General features: G+C 70.8%; 24 protein-coding genes. 9 read left to right on the top strand and 15 right to left on the bottom strand.

Features of this window, described 5'->3' with window-relative positions:
• Positions 1-37 precede the first annotated feature (37 nt).
• On the bottom strand, positions 38-973 hold the full coding sequence (locus ACFWGZ_RS01520) for an NAD-dependent epimerase/dehydratase family protein (RefSeq protein ID WP_382449475.1): 936 nt from the start codon (positions 971-973) through the stop codon (positions 38-40).
• A 53-nt stretch (positions 974-1,026) separates the two neighbouring features.
• Positions 1,027-1,830 (bottom strand): HAD family hydrolase, encoded by an 804-nt coding sequence (locus ACFWGZ_RS01515; RefSeq protein WP_382449474.1) that lies wholly within the window; start codon positions 1,828-1,830, stop codon positions 1,027-1,029.
• A 73-nt stretch (positions 1,831-1,903) separates the two neighbouring features.
• On the opposite strand from ACFWGZ_RS01515, the gene ACFWGZ_RS01510 reads away from it, so the two are divergent.
• Both ACFWGZ_RS01510 and lhgO read left to right on the top strand, forming a co-directional pair.
• Complete coding sequence (locus tag ACFWGZ_RS01510) at positions 1,904-2,785, top strand: LLM class flavin-dependent oxidoreductase (protein ID WP_382449473.1); 882 nt, start codon at positions 1,904-1,906, stop codon at positions 2,783-2,785.
• Between the two features lie 30 nt (positions 2,786-2,815).
• Positions 2,816-3,979 (top strand): L-2-hydroxyglutarate oxidase, encoded by a 1,164-nt coding sequence (gene lhgO, locus ACFWGZ_RS01505; protein ID WP_382449472.1) that lies wholly within the window; start codon positions 2,816-2,818, stop codon positions 3,977-3,979.
• Here the strand turns inward: lhgO and serS are convergent, their stop codons facing one another.
• From serS to ACFWGZ_RS01485, 4 genes are all read right to left on the bottom strand, one after another.
• Entirely contained in the window at positions 3,980-5,230 is a 1,251-nt protein-coding gene (gene serS / locus ACFWGZ_RS01500; protein WP_382449471.1) for a serine--tRNA ligase, read from the bottom strand.
• Positions 5,231-5,470: 240 nt separating this feature from the next.
• Positions 5,471-5,920, bottom strand: a complete 450-nt coding sequence (locus ACFWGZ_RS01495) for a DUF350 domain-containing protein (protein WP_382449470.1) — start codon at positions 5,918-5,920, stop codon at positions 5,471-5,473.
• Between the two features lie 21 nt (positions 5,921-5,941).
• Positions 5,942-7,105, bottom strand: coding sequence for a glutathionylspermidine synthase family protein (locus ACFWGZ_RS01490; protein WP_382449469.1), 1,164 nt, complete (start codon positions 7,103-7,105; stop codon positions 5,942-5,944).
• Between the two features lie 6 nt (positions 7,106-7,111).
• On the bottom strand, positions 7,112-7,750 hold the full coding sequence (locus ACFWGZ_RS01485; RefSeq protein ID WP_382449468.1) for a hypothetical protein: 639 nt from the start codon (positions 7,748-7,750) through the stop codon (positions 7,112-7,114).
• Positions 7,751-7,904: 154 nt separating this feature from the next.
• On the opposite strand from ACFWGZ_RS01485, the gene ACFWGZ_RS01480 reads away from it, so the two are divergent.
• Together ACFWGZ_RS01480 and ACFWGZ_RS01475 are read left to right on the top strand one after the other, a co-directional pair.
• The gene (locus tag ACFWGZ_RS01480) at positions 7,905-8,966 is read left to right on the top strand and encodes a septum formation family protein (RefSeq protein WP_382449467.1); all 1,062 of its coding nucleotides are present in this window, start codon (positions 7,905-7,907) and stop codon (positions 8,964-8,966) included.
• The gene (locus tag ACFWGZ_RS01475; protein ID WP_382449466.1) at positions 8,963-9,313 is read left to right on the top strand and encodes a metallopeptidase family protein; all 351 of its coding nucleotides are present in this window, start codon (positions 8,963-8,965) and stop codon (positions 9,311-9,313) included. Before ACFWGZ_RS01480 ends, ACFWGZ_RS01475 begins: the two co-directional genes overlap by 4 nt.
• 559 nt (positions 9,314-9,872) lie before the next feature.
• Here the strand turns inward: ACFWGZ_RS01475 and ACFWGZ_RS01470 are convergent.
• Entirely contained in the window at positions 9,873-10,475 is a 603-nt protein-coding gene (locus ACFWGZ_RS01470; protein WP_382449465.1) for a TetR/AcrR family transcriptional regulator, read from the bottom strand.
• Between the two features lie 68 nt (positions 10,476-10,543).
• Here ACFWGZ_RS01470 and ACFWGZ_RS01465 point away from each other — a divergent pair, with 68 nt between their 5' ends.
• Positions 10,544-11,326, top strand: coding sequence for an MBL fold metallo-hydrolase (locus ACFWGZ_RS01465; RefSeq protein WP_382449464.1), 783 nt, complete (start codon positions 10,544-10,546; stop codon positions 11,324-11,326).
• Positions 11,327-11,365: 39 nt separating this feature from the next.
• Here the strand turns inward: ACFWGZ_RS01465 and ACFWGZ_RS01460 are convergent, their stop codons facing one another.
• Both ACFWGZ_RS01460 and pheA read right to left on the bottom strand, forming a co-directional pair.
• On the bottom strand, positions 11,366-11,962 hold the full coding sequence (locus ACFWGZ_RS01460; protein ID WP_382449463.1) for a histidine phosphatase family protein: 597 nt from the start codon (positions 11,960-11,962) through the stop codon (positions 11,366-11,368).
• Complete coding sequence (pheA, locus tag ACFWGZ_RS01455) at positions 11,959-12,849, bottom strand: prephenate dehydratase (protein ID WP_382449462.1); 891 nt, start codon at positions 12,847-12,849, stop codon at positions 11,959-11,961. Before pheA ends, ACFWGZ_RS01460 begins: the two co-directional genes overlap by 4 nt.
• Positions 12,850-12,985: 136 nt before the next feature.
• On the opposite strand from pheA, the gene ACFWGZ_RS01450 reads away from it, so the two are divergent.
• Entirely contained in the window at positions 12,986-13,504 is a 519-nt protein-coding gene (locus ACFWGZ_RS01450; RefSeq protein ID WP_382449484.1) for a macro domain-containing protein, read from the top strand.
• A 49-nt stretch (positions 13,505-13,553) separates the two neighbouring features.
• Here the strand turns inward: ACFWGZ_RS01450 and ACFWGZ_RS01445 are convergent, their stop codons facing one another.
• Complete coding sequence (locus tag ACFWGZ_RS01445; protein ID WP_382449461.1) at positions 13,554-13,991, bottom strand: GNAT family N-acetyltransferase; 438 nt, start codon at positions 13,989-13,991, stop codon at positions 13,554-13,556.
• A gap of 118 nt (positions 13,992-14,109) precedes the next feature.
• Here ACFWGZ_RS01445 and ACFWGZ_RS01440 point away from each other — a divergent pair, with 118 nt between their 5' ends.
• On the top strand, positions 14,110-14,727 hold the full coding sequence (locus tag ACFWGZ_RS01440; protein ID WP_382449460.1) for a response regulator: 618 nt from the start codon (positions 14,110-14,112) through the stop codon (positions 14,725-14,727).
• Here the strand turns inward: ACFWGZ_RS01440 and ACFWGZ_RS01435 are convergent.
• From ACFWGZ_RS01435 to ACFWGZ_RS01420, 4 genes are read right to left on the bottom strand one after another with little or no spacing between them, the layout of a single operon-like run.
• Positions 14,705-15,811 (bottom strand): GAF domain-containing sensor histidine kinase, encoded by a 1,107-nt coding sequence (locus ACFWGZ_RS01435; protein ID WP_382449459.1) that lies wholly within the window; start codon positions 15,809-15,811, stop codon positions 14,705-14,707. The two genes, ACFWGZ_RS01440 and ACFWGZ_RS01435, sit on opposite strands and share 23 nt — an antisense overlap.
• 5 nt (positions 15,812-15,816) lie before the next feature.
• Complete coding sequence (cydD, locus tag ACFWGZ_RS01430; protein WP_382449458.1) at positions 15,817-18,810, bottom strand: thiol reductant ABC exporter subunit CydD; 2,994 nt, start codon at positions 18,808-18,810, stop codon at positions 15,817-15,819.
• Complete coding sequence (gene cydB, locus ACFWGZ_RS01425) at positions 18,810-19,781, bottom strand: cytochrome d ubiquinol oxidase subunit II (RefSeq protein ID WP_382449457.1); 972 nt, start codon at positions 19,779-19,781, stop codon at positions 18,810-18,812. The genes cydD and cydB overlap by 1 nt, the downstream gene beginning before the upstream one ends.
• A 12-nt stretch (positions 19,782-19,793) precedes the next feature.
• Entirely contained in the window at positions 19,794-21,248 is a 1,455-nt protein-coding gene (locus tag ACFWGZ_RS01420; protein ID WP_382449456.1) for a cytochrome ubiquinol oxidase subunit I, read from the bottom strand.
• A 330-nt stretch (positions 21,249-21,578) separates the two neighbouring features.
• On the opposite strand from ACFWGZ_RS01420, the gene ACFWGZ_RS01415 reads away from it, so the two are divergent.
• Positions 21,579-22,157, top strand: coding sequence for a TMEM165/GDT1 family protein (locus ACFWGZ_RS01415; RefSeq protein WP_382449483.1), 579 nt, complete (start codon positions 21,579-21,581; stop codon positions 22,155-22,157).
• A 7-nt stretch (positions 22,158-22,164) separates the two neighbouring features.
• Here ACFWGZ_RS01415 and ACFWGZ_RS01410 read toward each other — a convergent pair whose 3' ends face one another.
• Positions 22,165-22,614 carry a MarR family winged helix-turn-helix transcriptional regulator gene (locus ACFWGZ_RS01410; RefSeq protein WP_382449455.1) on the bottom strand — a complete coding sequence of 150 codons (450 nt, stop codon included), beginning with the start codon at positions 22,612-22,614 and terminating at the stop codon, positions 22,165-22,167.
• Positions 22,615-22,673: 59 nt separating this feature from the next.
• Between ACFWGZ_RS01410 and ACFWGZ_RS01405 the strand changes: the two genes are divergently transcribed.
• Positions 22,674-23,045 (top strand): cupin domain-containing protein, encoded by a 372-nt coding sequence (locus ACFWGZ_RS01405; RefSeq protein ID WP_382449454.1) that lies wholly within the window; start codon positions 22,674-22,676, stop codon positions 23,043-23,045.
• The last annotated feature ends 59 nt before the right edge of the window (positions 23,046-23,104 follow it).

The raw sequence follows: 23,104 nt of genomic DNA, 5'->3' as shown, positions 1-23,104 counted from the left end.
CGTCCCGCACGTGCGGGACGGGGCCGATCGCGTTCGCTCAGGCGGTGCGGAAGTACTCCACGGTCCGCTCCGCGCCGGTCTTGATGTCGACCTCGGGCACCCAGCCGAGGTCGCGGGCGGCCTTCGACGCGTCGAGCGCGGAGGCCCGCAGGTCGCCGAGGCGCGCCGGGGCGTACTCCGGGGCGTCGGGAGCGCCGGCCGCCGCGGCGACCAGGCTGTGCAGGTCCTTGTCCGACACCTGCTGACCGGTGCCGATGTTGTAGCGCTCGCCGCCGCCGTTCTCACCCGACGCCGCCACGAACGCCGCCACGACGTCCTCGACGAAGACGTAGTCGCGCGTGTTGCCGCCGTCGCCGAAGAGCTTCGTCGGCTTCCCGGCCAGCAGGGCGTTCGCGAAGATCGCCACCACGCCGGCCTCGCCGTGCGGGTCCTGCCGCGGGCCGTAGACGTTGGCCAGCGCGAGGTGCGTGCACTCCAGGCCGTAGAGCTGGCGGTAGGTGTTGAGGTACACCTCGCCGGAGACCTTGCTCGCCGCGTACGGCGACTTCGGGTTGATCGGCACGGCCTCGGAGACCGGCAGCTGCTCCGGCGTGCCGTAGATCGAACCGCCGGAGGAGGCGAAGCAGACCTTGCGGGCGCCGGCCTTGCGGGCGGCCTCGGCGACGTTGATCGTGCCGATGACGTTCTGCTGCGCGTCGAGGATCGGGTCCGCCACGCTGACCCGCACGTCGATCTGCGCGGCGAGGTGGAAGAGGACCTCGGGGCCGAACCCGGCGACGACGTCGGCGAGCTCCGGGCTCGCGATGTCGAGCTGCGTGAAGGAGTACCGGTCGGCGCAGGCCGGGTCCGCGGGCGCCGTGCGCGTGCCGCGGCGCAGGTCGTCGACGACGTGGACCTCGTGCCCGTCGCGCAGCAGGCGGTCGACCAGGGTGGAGCCGATGAAACCGGCGCCGCCGGTCACGAGTGCACGCACGGGAACCTCTTCGAGTCGGGATCTGCCGGAAGTGCGCACAGGGTATCCAGCGCTCAGAACCACCGTTCCAGCACCATGGCGACGCCGTCCTCGGAGTTCGGGCCGGTGACCTCGTCCGCCGCGGCCTTCGCGGCCTCGTGGCCGTTGGCCATCGCCACGCCGTGCCCGGCCCACCGCAGCATCTCGACGTCGTTCGGCATGTCCCCGAACGCGATCACGTGCTCGGGCTCGACGCCGAACCGCTCCGCCACGTCGGCGAGCCCCGACGCCTTCGTGACGCCGTGCACCGCGATCTCGACCAGGCCGTGGTCGGTGGAGTAGGTGAGGTCGACCTCGCCGTGCAGCACCTCGTTGATCGCCCCGGCCATCTCGCCGCTGGTCATGGCGCTGTTGCGGACCAGCAGCTTGACCGCGGGGCGGCCGAGCGTCTCGGCGCGGGACAGTCCGCTGTGCGGCCCCTCCGGCCACGGGTGGGTGTAGCTGAGCTCGGCGACGAAGGTCAGTTCGTCGTCGGGCCCGCCGACCAGCTCGACGGCGTAGGTGCAGTCGTCGAGCACGCTGTCGACCGCAGCCGCGACGTCGTGCAGTTGCACGGGGCTGAGCGTGCGCGCCCAGACGATCTCGTCCTTGCCGATGTCGTAGAGCACCGCGCCGTTCGCGCACACGGCGAACCCGTCGAGCCCGGCCTCGGCGGCGATGCGCGGGACCCAGCGCGGCGGCCGCCCGGTGGCCAGGACGAAGGGCACGCCTGCCGCGAGCACGCGGGCGACGACCGCGGTCGTGCGCGGGCTCACCGACTCCAGCGTGCTGAGGAGGGTTCCATCGACATCGGAGGCGACCAGGCGCGGTTGTTCCACGCAGAACATCTTGCCCTGTCGATTGCATGAGCCAAGTTCGTCCGCCGCTGAACAGCTGGTTACCGTACGACCCGTGCGCGCTGGAATCGTGATTCTCCCGGAACACCGTTGGTGGATCGCCGAACCCAAGTGGCGCGCGGCCGAGGAGTACGGGTTCCACCACGCGTGGACCTACGACCACCTCGGCTGGCGCACGCTGGTGGACGGCCCGTGGTTCGGCGCGGTCCCGACCCTGACAGCCGCGGCGCTGGTCACGTCGCGGATCAGGCTGGGGACGTTCGTGGCGAGCCCGAACTTCCGCCACCCCGTGCCGTTCGCGCGGGAGCTGATGGCGGTCGACGACGTGTCCGACGGCCGGTTCACGCTCGGCGTCGGCGCAGGTGGGCCCGGGTACGACACGATCGTGACCGGCGCCAAGCCGTTGCTGCCGGGCGACCGGACGGCCCGATTCGGCGAGTTCGTCGAGCTGCTCGACCGGCTGCTGGTGCAGGACCGCACGACGTGGAGCGGCCGGTTCTACTCGGCGGAGGAGGCCCGCAGCGCACCCGGCTGCGTGCAGCGGCCGCGGCTGCCGTTCGTGATCGCCGCCAACGGCCCGAAGGCCATGGCCGTCGCCGCGCGGCACGGCCAGGGCTGGGTCACCACCGGCCCGGAGACCGAGGACCACGAGACGTGGTGGCGCGGCGTGGCCGAGATGTCCGAGCGCTTCACTGAGACGTTGGCCACGCAGGGCCGCACGTCGCGGGTGACCCGCTACCTCAACCTCGACTCGGCGCCGGTGTACTCGCTGTCGAGCGTCGAGTGCTTCGTCGACGCCGTGGGCAGGGCCGCTGAGCTGGGCTTCACCGACGTGGTGGCGCACTGGCCGCGGCACGACGGCGTCTACGCGGGCAGCGAGCAGGTGCTGGAGAACGTGGCGGCGGACGTCCTGCCGACGCTGGCGCGGCACCTGTAACGGCACGACGCCGATTCAGATTCCGTCATCGTGCGCTCTGTTGTGGTGATCGGTGGCGGGATCGTCGGACTGGCGGTGGCCGCCGAGCTGGCCGCGCGCGGTGACCGCGTGACGGTGCTGGAGAAGGAGGGGCGCTGGGGCGCCCACCAGACCGGCCACAACTCGAACGTCGTGCACGCGGGCCTCTACTACCGGCCGGGGTCGCTCAAGGCGCGGATGTCGGTGGCCGGCAACGCGTCGATGATCGCCTTCGCCCGTGAGCACGGCGTGCCGGTCGAGGTGTGCGGCAAGCTCGTCGTGGCGACCTCCGACGACGAGCTGCCGCGGCTGCACGACCTGGCCGCCCGCGCGGAGGCGAACGGCGTGCCCGCGAAGCTGATCTCCGCAGCGGAGGCGCTGGAGCACGAGCCCGAGGTCGCCTGCGTGGCCGCGTTGCGCGTGGAGAGCACCGGGATCATCGACTACCCGGCGGTGTGCGCGGCCCTGGTGCGCTCGCTCGACGGCCACGACCTGCGGTTGCACTCACCCGCGCTGGCGATCAGGACGACCGGTGCCGCGGTGGAGGTGGCGACGCCGCAGGGGGTCGTCCGCGCCGACGTGCTGGTGAACTGCGCGGGCCTGCACAGCGACCGGATCGCGCGGCTCGCGGGCCTGTCCCCCGCGGCGAGGATCGTCCCGTTCCGCGGGGAGTACTACGAGCTGCGGCGCACCGATCTCGTGCGCGGCCTGATCTACCCGGTGCCGGACCCGACGCTGCCGTTCCTCGGCGTGCACCTCACCCGGATGCTCGACGGCTCGGTGCACTGCGGCCCGAACGCCGTGCTCGCGCTGCGGCGCGAGGGCTACCGGTGGCGGGACGTGTCGCTGACCGACGTGGCCGACGTGGCCCGCTTCCCCGGCGCGTGGCGGCTGGCCCGCAGGTACGCGCGGACCGGCGTGGAGGAGGTGCTGCGGTCGGTGTCGCGCAAGCGCTTCGCCGCCTCGCTCGCCCGGCTCGTGCCCGCCGTGCGGGAGGACGACCTGGTGCGCGCGGAGAGCGGCGTGCGGGCGCAGGCGATGCTGCCGGACGGGTCGCTCGTCGACGACTTCCTCATCGAGACCGCGGACCGCCAGGTGCACGTGCTGAACGCGCCCTCACCGGCGGCGACGGGCTCGCTGGAGATCGCGAAGCACGTCGCCGACCGGCTGGGGTGACTACCGGGGCTTGAGGACGTCCGTGCCCATGAACGGCCGCAGGGCCTCGGGAACGGTGACCGAGCCGTCGGCGTTCTGGTGGTTCTCGAGGATCGCGACGATCCACCGCGTGGTGGCCAGCGTGCCGTTGAGCGTGGCCGCGATCTGCGACTTGCCGTTGTCGTCCCGGTAGCGCACGTTGAGGCGGCGCGCCTGGAACGTGGTGCAGTTCGACGTCGAGGTCAGCTCGCGGTACTTCTGCTGGGTCGGCACCCACGCCTCGCAGTCGAACTTGCGGTGCGCGGACGTGCCGAGGTCGCCCGTCGCCGTGTCGATGACGCGGTAGGGCACCTCGATCTTGGCGAGCATCTCCTCCTCGTACCCGAGCAGCCGGGCGTGCTCCGCCTCGGCGTCCTCGGGCTTGACGTAGGAGAACATCTCGACCTTGTTGAACTGGTGCACGCGGATGATGCCGCGGGTGTCCTTGCCGTACGACCCGGCCTCGCGGCGGTAGCACGACGACCAGCCCGCGTACCGGCGTTCCCCGTCGAGGATCTCGTCGGCGTGGTAGCCGGCGAGCGGCACCTCCGACGTGCCGACGAGGTACAGGTCGTCGTTGGGCAGGTGGTAGATCTCGCTCGAGTGGGCGCCCAGGAAGCCGGTGCCCGCCATGATCTCCGGCCGCACCAGCGTGGGCGTGATCATGAGCTCGAACCCGTTGGCCGTGGCCTGCGCCGCCGCCATGTTGAGCAGCGCCAGCTCGAGCTGCGCGCCCACGCCCTTGAGGAAGTAGAACCGCGAGCCGCTGACCTTGGCGCCGCGCTCCATGTCGAGCGCGCCGAGCCTGGTGCCCAGGTCGAGGTGGTCCTGGGGCTCGAAGTCGAACACGCGCGGCTCGCCGACGGTCTTGACGACGCGGAAGTCGTCCTCGCCGCCGACCGGGGCGTCCGGGTGCACCAGGTTCGGGATCTTCGCCAGCAGCTCGTCGACCTCGGCGGCCGTGGCGTTCTGCTCGGCCTCGGCGGCCTTGACCTCGCCGGCCAGGTCCTTCGCCTTGGTGAGCAGGGCGGCGCGCTCGTCGCCCTTGGCCCTGCCGACCTCCTTGCCGAGCACCTTCTGCTCGGCGCGCAGGGTGTCCGCGCGGGAGATGGCGCTGCGCCTGCGCTCGTCAGCGGACAGCAGGGAGTCGACGACGCCCTCGTCCTCGCCACGGGCGCGCTGCGAAGCGCGCACGATCTCCGGGTTCTCGCGCAACACCTTGAGGTCGATCACCTGCGAAAGGGTAGTCGCCACCCGATCCGCGCTTCATCCGGATATCCGGTTGCGGTGGTCGCGGACCCGGGTGGCGAGGGTGGTGGCGACGGCGCGGGCTTCTGCGACCAGGCTCACCCGACGGGCGGGTTCCGCCGGTTCACGGGCGTCTCCCCCGCCGCGGGGAGCTGCCCGCACCCACCCCGTGCGACGCGAAGGGACCCGGCGCCTGAGCACCGGGTCCCTTCGAAGTCGTGCGACCTAGTAGATCGCGAACGCGACCACGAGGCCGAGGGCGAAGTGCGCCGCGGCGACGACGACGGACGCCGGCGCGAACCGGTCCGACTCGATGATCGAGCCGATGTCCAGCCTGGTCACCCACTCCAGCAGGCGCACGGCCGCGACCTGCACGACGATGCCGACGATGCCGTAGATCAGCGAGGTGAGCAGGCCCTCGTCGAGCTTGCCGACGGCGCTGAGGATGGCGACGACCACGATGAACGCCATCGAGATGAGGCCTGAGGCCGTCACGATCACGGCGTTCGGGGCACCGTTGCGGACGAGGATCGACAGCTTGCCCGGCGTCGTCCAGTCGATCGCGTAGAAGCCGAACACCATGAGGACCAGACCGACGACGGCGTACAGCGCGATGGCGCCGATGCCCCGGCCGATCGCCGAGCCGAAGCCGGGGTCCAACGCGAGCTCGTACATGTGCTGTTCCCTTTCGGAGTCTTACTCAACAATTCGATGCGGCACGAACGCCGCGCCATCGTCGGTCACGAGACCGACCGTTTCCCGGATGCCGAGGCCTGCCGACGTGTCGCCGACGACCCAGGCTCCCAACGCGGGGCGGTAGCCGTCGAAGTCCGGAAGCGGATCGAACAGCTGGTAAACGAAACCCTCTTTGCCGTACACGCCGCCGGTCTGCGTCTCGTAACCGGGGGCGACGATCTGGATGTTCGACCCCTCGCGGCCGAGCAGCGGCTTGCGCACGTACTCGGTGAGCATTCCGGGGTCGTTCAGGTAGGCCGGGAGCAGGTTGGGGTGGCCCGGGTACATCTCCCACAGGATCGCGAGCAGCGCCTTGTTGGAGAGCAGCATCTTCCACAGCGGCTCGAGCCACAGCGTGCCGGGCAGCGACTCGACGGCGTGGCGGCCGAACTGGTCCTCGACCACCCACTCCCACGGGTAGAGCTTGAACACCGTGCCCATCGGGGCCTCTTCGAGGTCGACGAACCGGTTGAGCAGCGAGTCCCAGCCGATGTCCTCCATCGCGATGCCGACCGTGTTCAGGCCGGCCTCGGCGGCCGTCTCCTGCAGCCCGGCGATCGTGAGGTGGTCCTCACCGGACGGGTCGGCGCTCGACCAGCTGAAGTGCAGCTCGCCGGAGGGGAGCTTGGCACCGATCTCGCCCCAGCGCTCGACCAGGCGCTCGTGCAGCGAGTTCCACTGGTCGTCGTCCGGGAAGACGTCGGTCTTCCAGTACCACTGGATGTAGGCGGCCTCCAGCAGCGACGTGGGGGTGTCCGCGTTGTACTCGAGCATCTTGGCCGGGCCGGACCCGTCGTAGCGCAGGTCGAAGCGCCCGTAGACGTGCGGGTCGCGCCGCCGCCACGACTCGGCGATGTGCGGCCACACCCACTCCGGGATGCCGAAGTCCCGGTAGCGCTCGGTGAGCACCACGTTGTCCACCGCGTCGAGGCACATGGAGTGGAGCAGCTCGACGTCGGCTTCGAGCGACAGGATCTCGCTCATGTCGAACACGTAGTGCACGGACTCGTCCCAGTACGGGCGCTCGGAGCCGTTCGCGTACCGCGCGGGCAGGCCGAACACGAGCCCCTGGTCGGAGACCGTCCGCTGCCAGTTCGGCCGCGGCTGTGAACTTTCACGACGCAACTGTGCTCAGCCTCCGCTGCTCTTCGAGCCGCTGCTGATGCCGAAGCCGCCGCGCTGCACCGACGTGCCCGACTTGGTCGAGACGTTCGCACCCTTGGGGATCGTGTAACTGCCGCCGACGGCCTTCTGGCCGATCGAGCCGGACCCTCCGTAGTTGTAGCGGTACGAAGAGCCACCGATGTAGATGAAACCACCGCTCGAGTACCCGCCGTGGCTGCGGTAGTAGCTGTCCGAGCAGTAGTCGTCGTCGACGATGACGTTGTTCTGGTCGGTGCACTGCGCGGTCACGTTCTTCGGGCTCGCAGCCGCGTACCAGATCGCGACCAGCGCGACCACGCCGACGGTGACACCACCACCGATGAGCAGGCGTTTCCGCGTCTTCCGCTTCTTCTCGAAGGCGGCGGACTCGGCGGCGAACCGCTCCTGCTGCGCCTTCTGCGCGGCGGCACGAGCGCGCTGCTCGGCCACCGTCGGCTGGCGCGGTTTGGTCACGCCGGCCTGCTGCTGCCGCACCTGGCCCTTGGTGGGCTTCTGCGACGCAGGCTCGTTCGGCGCCGGCTGGTAAGGCGGCGGTTGCTGCGGTTGTCCGGGCGGTCCCGACTGCGGCGTCGGCTGGCCAGGCTCTGGCAAGTTGTTGTCAGTCATCACCACTCCCGCGGGCAAGGTACCTAGCGAGACGGAAAAAACACGGCCGATTCAGTGACGAGTGTCCTAAAAGCAACACTCGACCCAACCCCGGCGCACAGCCGCCTCACACGGCACGGGCATCATGGATGAGATGTCTCCGAGCGCCGGTTGGTTGAGTCGATCTGGTCACATCCGCGACACGCGGGTCGTGATGGTCGGTGCTTTCGTGGGCGCGTTCGCCCTCCTGATGGTGTCGGCGTTCACGTCGATGCTGTCCGGCGGACCGCTCGGAACGAAGCGCGAACTGGTCAACGCCGCCTACCAGGCCGCCGCCGGCGAGTGCCTGAACTGGGAAAAGGCCGACCTGTCCGACGCGCAGAAGGTTGACTGCTCGGCCGCGCACAAGTTCGAGGTGACCGGCACGGCGGACATCACCGCCGCCTACCCGAAGGAAGCGCCGTTCCCGAACGCGGAGGCCTGGGAGAAGATCGCGCAGGACAACTGCACCCAGGCCGCGGCCACCTACATGGCCGGCAAGCTCGACCCGAAGGGCAAGTACGGCATCAGCACGCTGAACCCGGACGAGCACCGGTGGTCGGGCGGTTACCGGCAGTTGCGGTGCGGCCTCCAGGTCGCCGCGCCGTCCGGCGCCGCCCTGCCGTCGTACGGCAGCGCGAAGACGCAGGACCAGTCGAACGTGTACGACCCCGGCGTGTGCCTCGCGCTCGGTGAGAACAACACGGTCGGTGACCCGATCGAGTGCGCGAAGCCGCACGCGTTCGAGATCGTCGGCGTCGTGCAGCACCCGGAGGGCCCGTTCCTGCCGCTGGAGCAGCAGACCGCCGTGATGTCGGAGAAGTGCGCCGCGATCGCCACCGAGTACACCGGCGGCGCCGACCTGAAGGCCAAGGGCCTGCTCTACACGTGGGACACCCGCGCGGAGGAGAGCTGGGCCGTCGGCTCCCGCAAGGCCAACTGCAAGATCGGCGCCTTCCCCCAGGGCGACACCCTGGTCGCGTGGAAGGACAGCGTCCGCAACCCCAACGGCGCCCCGCTGACCACGGCGAACCCGCCGCAGACCACCTCGGTGCGGCCGCAGGACGAGCCGACCGGCGCCCCGCTGCACTCGGAGTCGGGCCAGCCGTCCTCGGAGTCGAACAAGCCCTCGGACTCGAACAAGCCGGACAAGCCGTCCTCGAGCGGCGCCCCCACGACGACCTCCGAGAACCGATGACCGTCGAGATGACCAGGGCCCGCTTCGAGGAACTGGTCGAAGAGGCCCTCGACCTGGTCCCGCCGGAGTTCACGCACGCGATGAACAACGTCGTGGTGCTGGTGGAGGACCGCAACCCCGACGAGCCGTCGCTGCTGGGCCTCTACCAGGGCATCGCGCTGACCGAGCGCTCCACGGACTACGGCGGCGCGCTGCCGGACCACATCTTCATCTACCGCGAGGCGATCCTCGACGTGTGCCACACGGAGGACGACGTGGTGGAGGAGGTCACCATCACCGTCGTGCACGAGATCGCGCACCACTTCGGGGTGGACGACGCGCGGCTGCACGAGCTGGGCTGGGGTTAGGTCGGGGCTCTGGGGTTAGGTCGGGGCTGGGGTTAGGTCAGGGCTGCGGTCAGTCGGCGCTGGGGTTCGGCCTGGGGGCTGGGGTTCGGCCTGGGGGCTGGGGTTCGGCCTGGGGTCGGGGCGGGGGCTGAGGTTCGGCCTGGGGCTGGGAGCGCCGGGGGTTGAGTCGCGCCTGGTCAGGGGCCTGGCTTTCGGTGTGGCGGCGGCCCGTGTGGCGGCGACTCGTGTGGCGAGGGCAAGCGTGGTGCCCAGCGGCGGCGGATGAGTGAACGACAGCTGCGCCCGCACGTGGCGAGGAGTGGTGGTGGCCGCACCGATAACCCCCTCGGCCCGCACGGCCAACCGCCTCACGCCACCGAGAGTGGTGGTGGCCGCACCGATAACCCCCTCCGGCACGCACCGCCAACCACCCCACACCACCGAGAGTGGTGGTGGCCGCGCCGATAACCCCCTCCGGCCCGCACCACCAACCACCCCACACCACCGAGAGTGGTGGTGGCCGGGCCGATAGCCACATGCCCCACCCCGCTCACGCCACAAGACCCGCCCGCACCCGCGGCTAGCCCTGCTCCAGCGCCCGTTCGACCGCCCGCCGGGCCCGTCCCACCGCCGCCGGGTCGTGCTGCAGCTGCATTGCCGCGTTCAGCGCCAACCCGGCCGCCACGATCTCGAACAGCGCCTGCTCCACGTCGAACGACCCCGGCAGCTCCCCGCCCTCCACCGCCGTGACCAGGTCCGACCGCAGCTGTCCCTGCCACCGCGACCACACCTCGGCCACCGCGTCGCGCACCGCGCCGGGCCGCCCGTCGAACTCCGACAGGGCGGCGGTCATCAGGCACCCGCCGGGCAGCAGGGGCTCGGCCAGGTACGAGACCGAGTTCGCGCACACCACGCGCAGCCGGCGCAGGCCGGGCGGTGACGGCAGGGCCGGTTCGACCACGCGGTGCCAGAAGTCGACGAACGCCTTGTCCAGCGTCGAGATCTGCAGGGTCTCCTTCGTGCCGAAGTGCTTGTGCACCCCGGACTTGCTCATCTCCAGCTCCTCGGCGAGCCGGCCGATGGTGATGCCTTCCAGGCCTTCCGCCGAGGCGATCTCGGCGGCCCGGCTCAGGATGCGGCCCCGAGTCTGCTGCGCCTCGGCCGCGGAACGTCGCGGTGACATGCGACCAAAGATAGCGTACGCGCGTTCGCTATTGATTAGAGGACGGTCGTACGCTAATTTCCGGGACCATGCGAGTGAGACGACTGGGATGGGCCGGGGTCGAGGTCGAGGCGGGCGGCGAGCGGCTGGTGATCGACTACGTGCAGGACCTGACGCCGCTGTTCACCGGCTGGCAGCCGGGCACGGGGCTGACCAGCGCGACCGGGCAGGCCTCCGGGGCGCTGGTCACGCACCTGCACCGCGATCACACCGACGCGAAGGCGCTCGCCTCCGTCCTCGCCGGGAACGCGCCGGTGCTGCGGCCGGCACGCGGGTACGGCGACGACGTGGACAACGTGGCGACGTTGCTGGGCGAGAGCGAGCTACGGCAGTACGGCCTCAACGCGCGCGTTGTGGACACGTGGAGCGTGAGCGAGATCGGGCCGTTCACGGTCACGGCCGTGCCGTCGATCGACGGGCTGGGCGACCCGCAGGTCAACTGGGTCGTCGAGGCCGACGGGCAGCGGGTCTTCCACGGCGGCGACACGATGTTCCACGGCTGGTGGTGGCTGGTCGCGCGGCGGTTCGGGCCGGTCGACGCGGCGTTCCTGCCCGCCAACGGGGCCGTGGTCGACGCGCCGCACCTGCAACCGCCCAGTCCGGTCACCGCGGCGATGGACCCGTTCCAGGCCGCGGCGGCGGCGGAGATCCTCGGGGCGCGGTACGCGGTGCCGGTGCACTACGAGACCGGGCAGCCGGTGAAGCTGCCCGGTTACGTCGAGGTCGAGGACCCGGAGACCGAGTTCGAGAAGCACGCCGGAGCACGCGCGCACGTGCTGCGGCTCGGCGAGTGGCTGGACCTCAGCGCCTAGACCTCGGCACCTGAAACCCCAGCGCCTGGGTCCCAGCGCCTAGATCTCGACGCCGGCCCACGACCGGCAGACCCAGCCGTCGCCGTCGGACTCCAGCACGACGACGCCGGTGTTCGGCAGCAGGTTCTCCGCCAGTTCGACCGGGATGTTCGACGCCAGCGCCAGCGCGCCCATGCGGCCCGCGCCGCCGTGGGTCACGATCACGACCGTGCCCTCGTCGCGGCGGATCGACTCGACGGCGCCGAGGAACCGGTCGAGGACCTGCTGCCCGCTCTCGCCGTCGCCGGGGAACGACACGTCCAGCGCGCCTTCGGCCCACTTGATCACGGTCTCGAGGTAGGTGCGGTACGCCTCGGTGTCGTTGCGGCCCTCCAGGTCACCGACCTGGATCTCGTGGACGCCCTCCAGGACCTGCACCGGCAGGCCGAAGCGCTCGGCGGTCGGCGCGGCGGTCTGCTGGGCGCGCAGGCCGATGCTCGCGTAGACCGCGGTCACCGACTCCGCCGCGAGCAGGTCGGCGAGCTCGCGCGCCTGCTTCTGCCCCAGGTCCGTCAGCGGGGGGCCGGGCATCAGCGTGTCCAGCTTCCGCTCGATGTTCGACGCCGTCTCACCGTGCCTGACCAGCAGCAACCTCACCCGCGCTCGCCCTTTCTGACAGCATCGACCCAGGAGGCGGCTGCGGCGAACTCGTCGGTGCGAGCCTCGGAGGGCTCGTGATCGGCCTTCGGGAAGGACCCGAGGAACCGGATCTCGTGCGAGTGACGGTGCAGCGCGGCCAGCGCGTCACCGATCCTCGGCTCTGCGATGTGCCCCTCGACGTCGATGTAGAAGCGGTACGTCCCCAGTTTGCCCTTCGTGGGTCTCGATTCGAGACCGGTGAGATTGATGCCACGCAGCGCGAGCTCGGTGAGCAGTTCCGACAGCACACCGACGCGGTTCGGGGTGGTCACGACGACGCTCGTGCGGTCGGCCCCGGTCGGCTCCGGCAGCGACCCCGGCCGGCGCAGCAGCAGGAACCGCGTCCGCGCGTCCGGCACGTCGAGGACGTCGGTCGCGTACTCGTCGAGCCGGTAGTGCTGCACGGCCACGGGCGCGGTCACGGCGGCGTCGAACTCGCCCTGTTCCACGGCGGCGGCGGCCGCGGCGGTCGACGAGGTGGCGATCGAGGTCACGCCCGGCAGCGACGCCGCGATCCACTCCCGGACCTGGGCCAACGCGTGCGGGTGCGAGGCGATGGTGCGGATCTCGGAGGTGCCGGGGCGGACCAGGACGCTGAACCGGACGTCGAGCACGGTCTCGGCCACGGCGACGACCGGTTCGTCGCGCACGAGGGCGTCGAGGGTGGCCGGCACGGCGCCCTCGACGGAGTTCTCGATGGGCACGCACGCGAACTCCGTCTCCCCGGCGCGCAGCGCGGCGATGGCGAGCGGGATGGTCTCGACCGGCACCAGCTCACCGTCGAACCGCAGCGCGGCCTGCTCGGTGAAGGTCCCCTGTGGTCCGAAGTACGCAATGCGAGGCACGCCGTGAAGAGTAGAGGCGGGAATCACGCCCGTGTCGGCGGCCGAACCTGGGTTCCGCCGGGACCGTTCGAACTGGAATGCTTGGGGCGTGCCCGCTCTAGCGCCTGAACTCGTGTTGTGCGCGGTCGACGAACCGATGGCGAACGCCTGGCTCGCCGTCGCCGACGGCCGGACAGGGGTGCGGGTGCACCGGGGCTCCGTGCTGGACATCCACGCGCAGGCGATAGTCAGCCCCGCGAACTCGCAGGGCTGGATGCGCGGCGGCATCGACGCCGTCTACGCCACGGCGTTCCCCGAGGTCGAGAACAACGTCCGCAGCGCGGTCCTCACGCTGCACGGCGGCGAGCTGCCGGTGGGCGAGGCGCAGATCGTGGCGACGGGCGAGACCGAGCCCGCGTGGCTGATCAGCGCGCCGACCATGCGCCTGCCCGGCGAACGGCTGCCGGTCGACACCGTCCACCCGTACCTGGCCGCCCGCGCCGTCCTGCGGCTCTGGCTCGACGGGCGCCTGGAGGACGGCACGCCGGTGCGCGACGCCGTCCGCACCATCGCGATGCCGGGGCTCGGCACCGGGGTGGGCGGCGTCGCGCCGTCCACGTGCGCCCACCAGGTCGCCGCCGCGTGGGACGAGTCGTTCAACCCGCTCCACGTCTAGCCACAGGGTTGTGCACAACCCTGTGGACAGAGCTGTGGACAGCTGTGGACTACTGCCTCGGCGCGACCCATCGTTCGAGGTCGAGCTCATCTGTGATGGGGATGCCGAAATCCCCCACGGCGGGGATCTCGGGCTTGAGCTTGCGCGCCTCCCGCACGGCGTCGGGTCTGAGCGCGGCCAGCTTGAACCCGCGGCGCTGGTAGAAGCGGATCGCGTCCAGGTTGTCGTTCGTGGTCGTCAGGCGCACTCGGGAGCAGCCGAGCGTGCGCGCCTGGCGGACCGCGGCGTCGACCAGCGCGGTGCCGACACCGCGGCCCCGGCGCAACGCGTCGATCGTGACGATTTCGAGCTGGTGGTTCGCCACGGCGTAGGTGAGCAGACCCAGCACGTGACCCTGCTTTTCCACGAGGAAGCCGGGCAGGCTCGCGGGGAAGAACACCTCGCCGTGCGCGACGGACGTGTGTGCGCCCCACAGCTCGAGGACCAAACGAGCGACAACTATGCGATCTGCTTCCTCGATCGGCCTTACCGAGCCTTCTGCCATGCCAAGAACTGTCTCAATCCGAGTCTCACTCAGGAACAGCCATTCGACGTACGGTGGATTCGTGCCAGTGCGCGTTTTGTTGGTTGACGATCACGAAGTGGTGCGCAGAGGACTGCGTGAGATGCTCGACGACGAGGAGGACATCTCGGTCATCGCCGAAGCCGGTTCTGTGGACGAGGCGATTGCCCGGGCCGGGAAGACGACGCCGGACGTGGCCGTCGTGGACGTCCAGCTGCCCGACGGCAGCGGCGTCGACCTGTGCCGCACCCTGCGCGACCTGGGCATCCGCTGCCTGGTCCTGACCGCCTTCGACGACGAGGAGGCATTGGTCGGGGCCATCATGGCCGGTGCTTCGGGCTATCTGCTCAAACAGGTCCGCGGCCAGGACGTCGTCACGGCGGTGCGCGAAGTCGCGGCGGGACGGTCCCTTCTGGACCCCGCCACCACAAGCCGGGTACTCGAACGGATGCGCAATCCGGCCCCGGTTGGCCTCACCGACCAGGAACAGCGCGTGCTGGAACTCATCGGCGAAGGCCTGACAAACCGCCAAATCGGTGAACGGTTGTTCCTCGCGGAGAAGACCGTGAAGAACTACGTGACGTCCGTGCTCTCCAAACTCGGCATGGAACGGCGAACGCAAGCCGCCGCATGGGTGGCTAAACGGGGACGGACCAGGTGAGCGTCGTCCCGTTCGGCGAACTCGCGACGCGGAAATCGCCACTCGCCGCCTTCGCCCGTTCCGCGAGGTGCCGCAATCCGCGTTGAGTCACGCCGGACGGGATGCCGCAGCCGTTGTCCGCGACTCGCAGCAGCAGGTGCTTCTCGTCGCGCCGCACGTCGATCTGGACGTTCGTGGCGCCCGAGTGCCGCACGACGTTCGACAGCGCCTCGCGCAACGCCGCGCGGGCGTCGTCGGCGTGCTTGCGCGGCACGTTCGCCAGGTCGCCCGCCACGTGCAGGCGCGGCGCGAACCCGAGCAGCTCGCCGGCGGTGCGGACCTCGGCCTTGATGGAGTCGTGCAGGTCGGCCGAGTCGGCGGGGTCGGTGTTGCGCAGCTTGCGGACGGTCCCGCGGACCTCGGCGATCGTCTCGTCGACCAGGTCGACGGCCTCGTTGATCCGGGTGCGGTCGGTGTGGTCGAGCTTCTTGCCCAGGCGCCGTTCCAGCAGGCTGAGCTGCACGCCGGCGCCGTAGAGGCGTTGGATGATCACGTCGTGCAGGTCGCGGGCGATGCGTTCGCGCTCCTCGTAGACCGCGACGCGCTGCCGTGCGGTGAAGCCCTCCGCGAGCACCACGGCGAGCCCTGCCTGGGCCGCGAACGACGACAGCACGTCCACCGTCTCCTGCGTGAACGCCGGCTTGTCCCGACGCCGGTAGACCGCGAGCGCGCCGATCTTGCGGTCGGAGGTGCCGAACGGGGCCACGGCGAACGGCCCGTAGGTCCGCAGCGCGTGCGGCACGTACGGGGCCGTGCGCGGGTCGTTCGTCACGTCGTCGGCCATCACCGGCACGCCGGTCCGGGCGGCCTTGGCGGCGGCGCTGCGCGGGCTCAGCGTGGCGACGACCGGCTCGCCGCTGGACGCCTCGACGGTGAGCGTGCCGTCGTCCTCGTCCGTGGCGAGCATGGCGAGGCCCAGGTCGGCGTCCGCGATCTCCGCGGCCGCCTCGACCACGAGCCGCAGCACGTTCTCCGGGTCTTCCAGCGCCGCCGACGTGATCTCGGTCGACGCGACGAGCACGCGCCGCGCCAGGGAGGGGTCCATGGTCCTCAACGGTAGGCGGGCGTGCCGAGGTCCAGCACGAGGTCTGCCCGTGCCGCCTCATCGGGGCGGTGGGTGATGTGCAAGATCGTCCGGCCGTCGCGGCGGAGCTCGTCCAGGAGCGTGCGCGCGGTCGGTTCGTCGAGGTGCGCGGTGGGCTCGTCGAGCAGCACCACGTCGGCGTCGTGCAGCAACGCCCGCGCGAGGGCCAGCCGTTGCGCCTCGCCGCCCGAGACCTGGTCGGGCCGGATCACCGTGTCGAGCCGGTCCACCCATTCGGGCAGGCAGGCCCTGCGCAACGCCTCCTCCAGCTGCTCGTCGTCGTGCTGGCCCGACATCCGCAGGTTCTCCCGCACGGTCGTGCTGACCAGCATCGGCTCCTGCGGGCACCAGGTGGCGCGCGGCAGCTCGACGATCCCCCGCTCCGGCGGCAGGAAGCCCAGGAGCAGCGCGAACAGCGTCGACTTGCCGCTGCCCGACGGCCCGACGATCGCGACGTGCGTGCCGGGTTCGACGTGGAGGTGCAGGTCGCGCAACGTCGGCTCGGTCGCTCCGGGCCAGCGCACGTCGACGTTCTCCAGCCGGATGCGCTTGCCGCGGGTGGGCTCGGGCCGTTCCGGGGCGTCGAACTGGAGCCGGGCGCTCGCCTCCCGCAACGCCCGGCGCTGCTGGGCGGCCAGCGGCAGCGCGGCCAGCGGTTCGGCGAGCGCCAGCGGGACCAGGCCGAGCACCGGGTTGCCGGTCGTGGCGCAGACCAGCGCGGCCGCACCGGTCGCGAGCAACACGATCGCCGTGGCGGCGCCCGTGCCAAACGCTTGCCTTCGGGTCTGGGCGGCGAGTTCGACGTCCTGGGCGTGCAGCTCGGCCAGCACGCGGTGGTGGGCGTCGTGCGCGATGAGGTCCGGTGCCGCGGCGAGCGCGTTGATCGTGTCCCGCGCGACGGCGCGGCGGCCCCTGGCGAGCTTCGTGCTGGCCCGGCGCTCGGTCCAGACGGCCACGGCCGGGGCACCGAGGCCGGCCGCGAGCAGCAGACCGCCCAACACCAGCGCGGCCGCCGGGTCGATGAACGCGAACAGGATCGTGGTCGCGACACCCGCACCGATGGCGATGACCGGCGGCACGAGCACGCGTGGCACGAGATCGCGCACGGTGTCCGTGTCCTCGACGAGCCGTTGGAGGCCGTCACGCCGTTGGGTGCGCACGAGCCGCAGCCACAACTCGGCACGGAGGTCGGTCGCGAGCTTGAACGCCTCGTGGTGCGTGACCAGCCGTTCGACGTACCGGAGCACGCCCTTGCTGAGCGCGAACGTCCGCACGCCCACGACCAGCACCGACAGCGTCAGGATTGGCGGCATCTCGGCGGCACGGGCGATCAGGTGGGCCGCCAAAGCGGTCAGCGCGATCCCGGCGACGGCCGCCAGCACGCCCAGCCCGGCGCCCTTCCACGGCACCGGCAGGCGCTTCGGCCGCTCGGCCTGCGTCTCCTCGGTGACGACCCGCGCGACCGTCTCGTCCTCGGTCGCCTCCTTCTCGCGGTGCGAGGCGAGGACGACGGCCGCCGTGTCGCTTGCTCTCTTGATCGCTTTGTCGACTTTTCGACTTGTCACCGGGTCGAGGTGCGCGGTCGGTTCGTCGAGCAGCAGCACCGTCGCGCCGTGGCGGACCTTCAGCAGGGCGCGCGCGACTGCGACGCGCTGGCGTTCACCGGTCGAGAGGTCCGTGATGCGCCGGTCGAGGAGGTGCTCCGCCGCGACCTCGCGGGCGACCTGCTCGACGTCCTCGGCGTCCGGGACCGTCAGCTCCAGCTCGGCCCGCGGGGTCAGGGCGGCGAACGCGGGCTTCTGCGGCACGTACGCGATGTCGCCGGCGACGAACGCGGTGCCGTCGGTCGGCTCCAGGAAGCCGAGCAGCACCTGGAACGTCGTCGACTTCCCCTCGCCGCTCGCGCCTTCGAGCCGGTGGATCTCCCCCGGCCGCACGTCGAAGCTGACGCCGTCGGGCGCGAACTTGCCGCGGCGCAGCACGCGCAGGTTGTCGACGTGGACCGAGCCACCGGGCAGTCGCGGCCGCCGCGTGTCCTCGTGCTCGACGACCTCGGCGACCCGCCGGACCGCCTCCAGCCCGTCCTCGCTGGCGTGGTGGGCGGCGCCGGCCGCGCGCAGCGGCAGGTAGCACTCGGGCGCCAGGATCAGCACGACCAGCGCGGTCATCAGCGTCATGTCGCCGTGCACGAGCCGGATGCCGATGCCGACCGCGATCAGCGCGACGCTCAGCGACGCCGCGATCTCCAGCACCAGCGCGCTCAGGAACGCGATCTTGAGCGTGCCCATCGTCGCTTTGCGGTGCTGGTCGCCGATCTGGCGCACGGCCGCGGCCTGCTGCTTCGCGCGCCCGAACACGGTGAGCACCGGCAGCGCCCGCAGCAGCTCCAGCAGCTGCGCCGACAGCAGTTCGGTGACGTCGGCGGCCTTCTGCACGCGCTTCTCGGTGTACCAGCCGATCAACGCGGCGAAGACCGGGATCAGCGGCACGGTCACCGCGATCAGGACCGCCGACGGCCAGTCCGTGAAGAGGATCCACGCGCCCACGAGCGGCGGCACGACCACGGCGGTGACCAGTGCGGGCAGGTAGCGGGTGAAGTAGGCGTCGAGCGCGTCGAGGCCCTTGGTCGCGAGCACCGACAGCTCGGCCGTGCCGCGGTCGGCGATCCAGCCGGGACCGCGGTCGAACGACTTCGCGAGCAGCTGGGTCCGCAGCTCCTCCTTCGCGCCGGCGGCGGCACGGGCGGCGGCGCTCTCCGTCGCCCACGACAGTCCGGCGCGCGCGAGGATCGCCACGGCGAGCAGCGGCAGGCCTTCGCGGGTCGTGATCACCGACGCCAGCGCGACGGCCTGGGCCACGAGCGCCAAGGCGTTGAGGAACGCCAGCACGCCCACCCCGGCGAGGGCGCGCCGGGCGTTCTTCGAGAGCTGGGGCAGAGCACCCAGCGGGCCGCGCTTCATCAATGGCCCGCTGGGATGTGCTGGACACCGATCCGCTTGCGGAACACCCAGTACGTCCAGGCCTGGTAGACGAGCACGGCGGGGGTGCCGAACCCGGCGACCCAGGTCATGACCGTCAGCGTGTACGGGCTCGAAGCCGTGTTCGCGACCGTGAGCGACCACGCGTCGTTGAGCGTCGACGGCAGGACGTTCGGGTAGAGCGAGCCGAACAGGACCACGACGGTCGCCGCGATCGCGAGCCCCATGAGCGCGAACGACTGGCCGTCGCGGTTCGCGAGCAGCCGCCACATCGCGGCGGCGAGCACCACCACGACCACACCGGCCCAGAGCCCGGCGACGATCGCGAGCAGCGCGATGAGCGGCAGCAACGCCACCGGTGCCAGCGTCAGCGCGACGCGGCGGGCCCGGTCGCGGATCTCGCCGTCGGTCTTCAGCGCGGTGAACACCGCGCCGTGCACGAGCGCGTAGCCCGCGAAGGCCAGTGCGCCGACGACCGTGTCGAGGCGGATCGCCGCGAAGGCCGAGCCCACCCGGTCGCCGTTCGCGTCGATCGGCAGGCCCAGCACCGTCGTCGAGATCAGCAGGCCGACGCACAGCGTCGCGACCCACGAGCCGGCGATGATCGCGAAGTCCCACGCCTTGCGCCAGCGCGGGTTGTCGACCTTGCCGCGGTAGTCGAAGGCGACGCCGCGGGCGATCAGCGCGACCAGGAACAGCGTCAGCGGGAGGTACGCGGCGCTGAGCAGCGCCGCGTACCACCCCGGGAAGGCCGCGAACGTGGCACCGATCGCGACGATGAGCCACACCTCGTTGCCGTCCCAGACCGGCCCGATGGTGTTGATCATGACCCGGCGTTCCTCGTTGCTGCGCCCGAGGACCGGCAGCAGCATGCCGACGCCGAAGTCGAACCCTTCGAGGAACAGGTAGCCGAGCCACAGCACGGCGATGAGCACGAACCAGAGCGTTTCCACGTCGTCTCTCCCCTAGTACGCGAACGCCAGGGCGCCGTCGTCGGACTTCTGGGGCAGTACGCCGGGAATCCCGTCTCGGACGTACTTGCGGATCAGGTAGAACTCCACGACCGCGAGCACCGTGTAGACCGCGGTGAGCAGGACCAGCGAGGTGAGGATCTCGCCGGGGGTGGTGTTCGAGACCGCCTGCGCGGTGAACATCCACACACCGTCCACACCGGACGGGTTCGGCACCACCACGAACGGTTGCCGACCCATCTCGGTGAAGATCCAGCCGAAGCTGTTGGCCAGGAACGGGGTTGCGATGCCGGCGAGGCCGAGAGCCGGGAACCACCATCCGGTGGGCGTCCGGTTCTTCCGCGTCAACCAGAGCATGAACACACCCAGGCCGGCCGAGATCGCCCCGAACCCGATCATCAACCGGAAACCCCAGTAGGTGACGGGAAGCGCGGGCACGTAGTCGATCGGCTTGCCGCTGAGCTCGCCCAGCCGGTCGTCGACGGGGTAGAACTCACCGTATTTCTCCTGGTACAACGGCACCAGGTCCTGGATGCCCTTGACCTCGCTGCTGAAGTCGTTGTGCGCCAAGAAGCTCAGCAGTGCGGGGACCGTGATGCTCTTGACGTTCTCGCAGTCGGGCCTGGTGACGTCACCGTACGCGAAAACGCTGAACGCCGCGGGCTGTTCGGTGTGGCACAAGGCTTCCGCGGCGGCCATCTTCATCGGCTGCTGCTCGAACATGAGCTTGCCCTGCAGGTCACCGCTGATGCTCAGCGCCGCGAACGCGACGACGCCGACCCACGTGCCGAGCTTGAGCGAACCGCGCCAGACGCTCTCGTCCTGCGACCTGCGGTGCAGGTGCCAGGCGGCGATGCCGACGAGGAACGCGCCGGCGACCGCGAACGCGCCCGCGATGGTGTGCGGGAAGGCGGCGAGCACGGTGTTGTTGGTCAGCACGGCCCAGATCGAGGTGAGGCGCGGGCGGCCGTCGTCCATCACGATGCCGACGGGGTGCTGCATCCACGAGTTGGCGGCGAGGATGAAGTACGCGCTCGCGATGGTGGCGAGGCTGAACGCCCAGGCGCAGGCGAGGTGGACCTTCTTCGGCAGCTTGTCCCAGCCGAAGATCCACAGGCCGAGGAACGTCGACTCGACGAAGAAGGCGACGATCCCCTCCATCGCGAGCGGAGCGCCGAAAACGTCACCGACGAACCGCGAGTAGGCGCTCCAGGCCATGCCGAACTGGAACTCCTGCACGATGCCCGTCACGACGCCGGCGGCGAAGTTGATCAGGAGGAGCTTCCCCCAGAACTTCGTCATCTTGTAGTAGCGCTCGTCGCCCGTGCGCACCCACGCGGTCTGCATCCCCGCGACCAGCAGGGACAGGCCGATCGTCAACGGCACCATCAGAAAGTGGTAGACGGTGGTGATGCCGAACTGCCACCGCGCGAGTTCGAGTACTTCCACGTCTTCGAGCGTAGGTCTGGACCAAGGCCGTCATCAGGTACGACGGTCCCGTCCCCGGTCGGGACCAAGGTCCCGTGCGCGACGTCACCCGGGACCCGTGACCTGCGTCGGTTACGATGGGTGCGCCAGAGGGGAGTAGTTCCCACCGGAGCAGTCGGCCGGTGGCGTGGTGGTCGACATGCTGATCCGCCTTCGAGCGGATCCGGCGCCACACCCGTCTTGTACGGGCGAACGAGACCTCCGGCCGGGCTTTGCACCATGCCCGGTCGGGGTCTGTTGCGCCTCCGTCCGGGTTCGTACTCGGACGTGGAGGACCTCGTGGCCACATCGCTGCTCGCGTTCATCACCGCTTTCGCGGTGGTGTTCCTCGTCGAGCTCCCCGACAAGACCATGGTCGCGACCCTGGTCCTGACCACGCGCTACCGCGCCTGGCCGGTGTTCGTCGGCGTCGTCGCGGCCTTCGCCGTGCAGACCGTCGTCGGCGCGGCGTTCGGCACCGCCATCACCCTGCTCCCCGACCGCCTGGTCGCCGGCGTGGTCGCGGCGCTGTTCCTGATCGGCGCCTTCCTGCTGCTCAAGGAGGGGTTCTCGAAGGAGGAGGACTCCTCCGACGAGGCGGGCGTGCGCACCGCCGTGCCGTTCTGGCGGGCGGCGCTGACGTCGTTCGGCGTGCTGTTCGCGGCCGAGTGGGGCGACGCCTCGCAGCTCGCGACCGCCGGCATCACCGCCCGCTACGGGGAGCCGTTGGCGGTCGGGCTCGGCGCCTGGCTGGCGCTGGTCGCCGTGGCCGGACTCGCGGTGCTGGTGGGGCGCAAGCTCGCCGGGCGGCTGCCGACGCACTGGATCCAGCGGGTCGCCGGCGTCGTGTTCGCGGTGTTCGGCGTGATCGCGCTGACGCAGGTGTTCTAGCGCCCGGTCACCAGACCGGCCGGAGCCCCGGCTGGTCCTCGCCGTGGACGTGCCGCAGGTACCCGGCGAGGCCGTGCCGGATGGCGTCGAGCGTGTCCTCCCCGACCGCGTCGGCCATCTCGGTCTCGAGGTCCGCCCACAGGCTGTCGGCGAGCCGCAGGTAGTCGCGGCCCTTCGTCGTCAGCGCGACGTACTGGGCGCGCTTGTCGGTGGGGTGCGGCTCGCGCAGGACGTACCCCCACTCGTCGAGCTCGGTGACGATCTTCGCCGCCGCCTGCTTGGTAACGCCGAGGTGCTGTCCGATGTCGACGGTGGTGGCGCGCCTGTCCTTGAGGAACCGGAAGACGTAGCCGTGGGCGGGCCGCAGCGGCTCGAGCCCGATCTGCCGCAGGCGGTCGTGGAACTGGTCGCCCAGGGCGCGATAGGTCATCGCGAGCAGCACGGCCACCGGTTCCATGCTCACCCCTTCCGATGTAGACAACTCAGTTGACTTTATTCTAAGGTTAGACAACTTGGTTGACTACTTTGGAGGTCGTCTTGCTGATCACCGGGGATTCCGCTGCCGTGCACTCGTTCGGCGGGTTCGAGTTCAGGTCGCTGGCCGTGCCGTCGCGCGGCAGTTCCGAGATCGCGCTGTGGACGGTCGACGTGCCGGAGGGAGGCGACGGGACGCCGCACCGCGCCTCGAAGGAGGAGGTGTTCTACGTGCTGTCCGGGTCGGTGACGATCCAGGGGCAGACCGCCGGCGTCGGCGACGCGATCATCGTGCCGCCGCACACCGAGCTGTCGCTGACCGGCGGGCCCGCGCGGGTGCTGGTCGCGACGTCGGTCGGGATCGAGGGCACGCTGGCGGACGGGACGACGGTCAGGGGCCCCTGGTCGCTCTGAGTTCCGGCTCGGCACCGGCTGGTCGGGCGCCGAGCCGGTTGGGCGCCGAACCGGTCGGG

The organism is Lentzea sp. NPDC060358 (genome assembly GCF_042725365.1).
In the GTDB taxonomy this organism is placed as follows: Bacteria; Actinomycetota; Actinomycetes; order Mycobacteriales; family Pseudonocardiaceae; genus Lentzea.
This window is presented reverse-complemented; position numbering and strand designations above follow the sequence as displayed.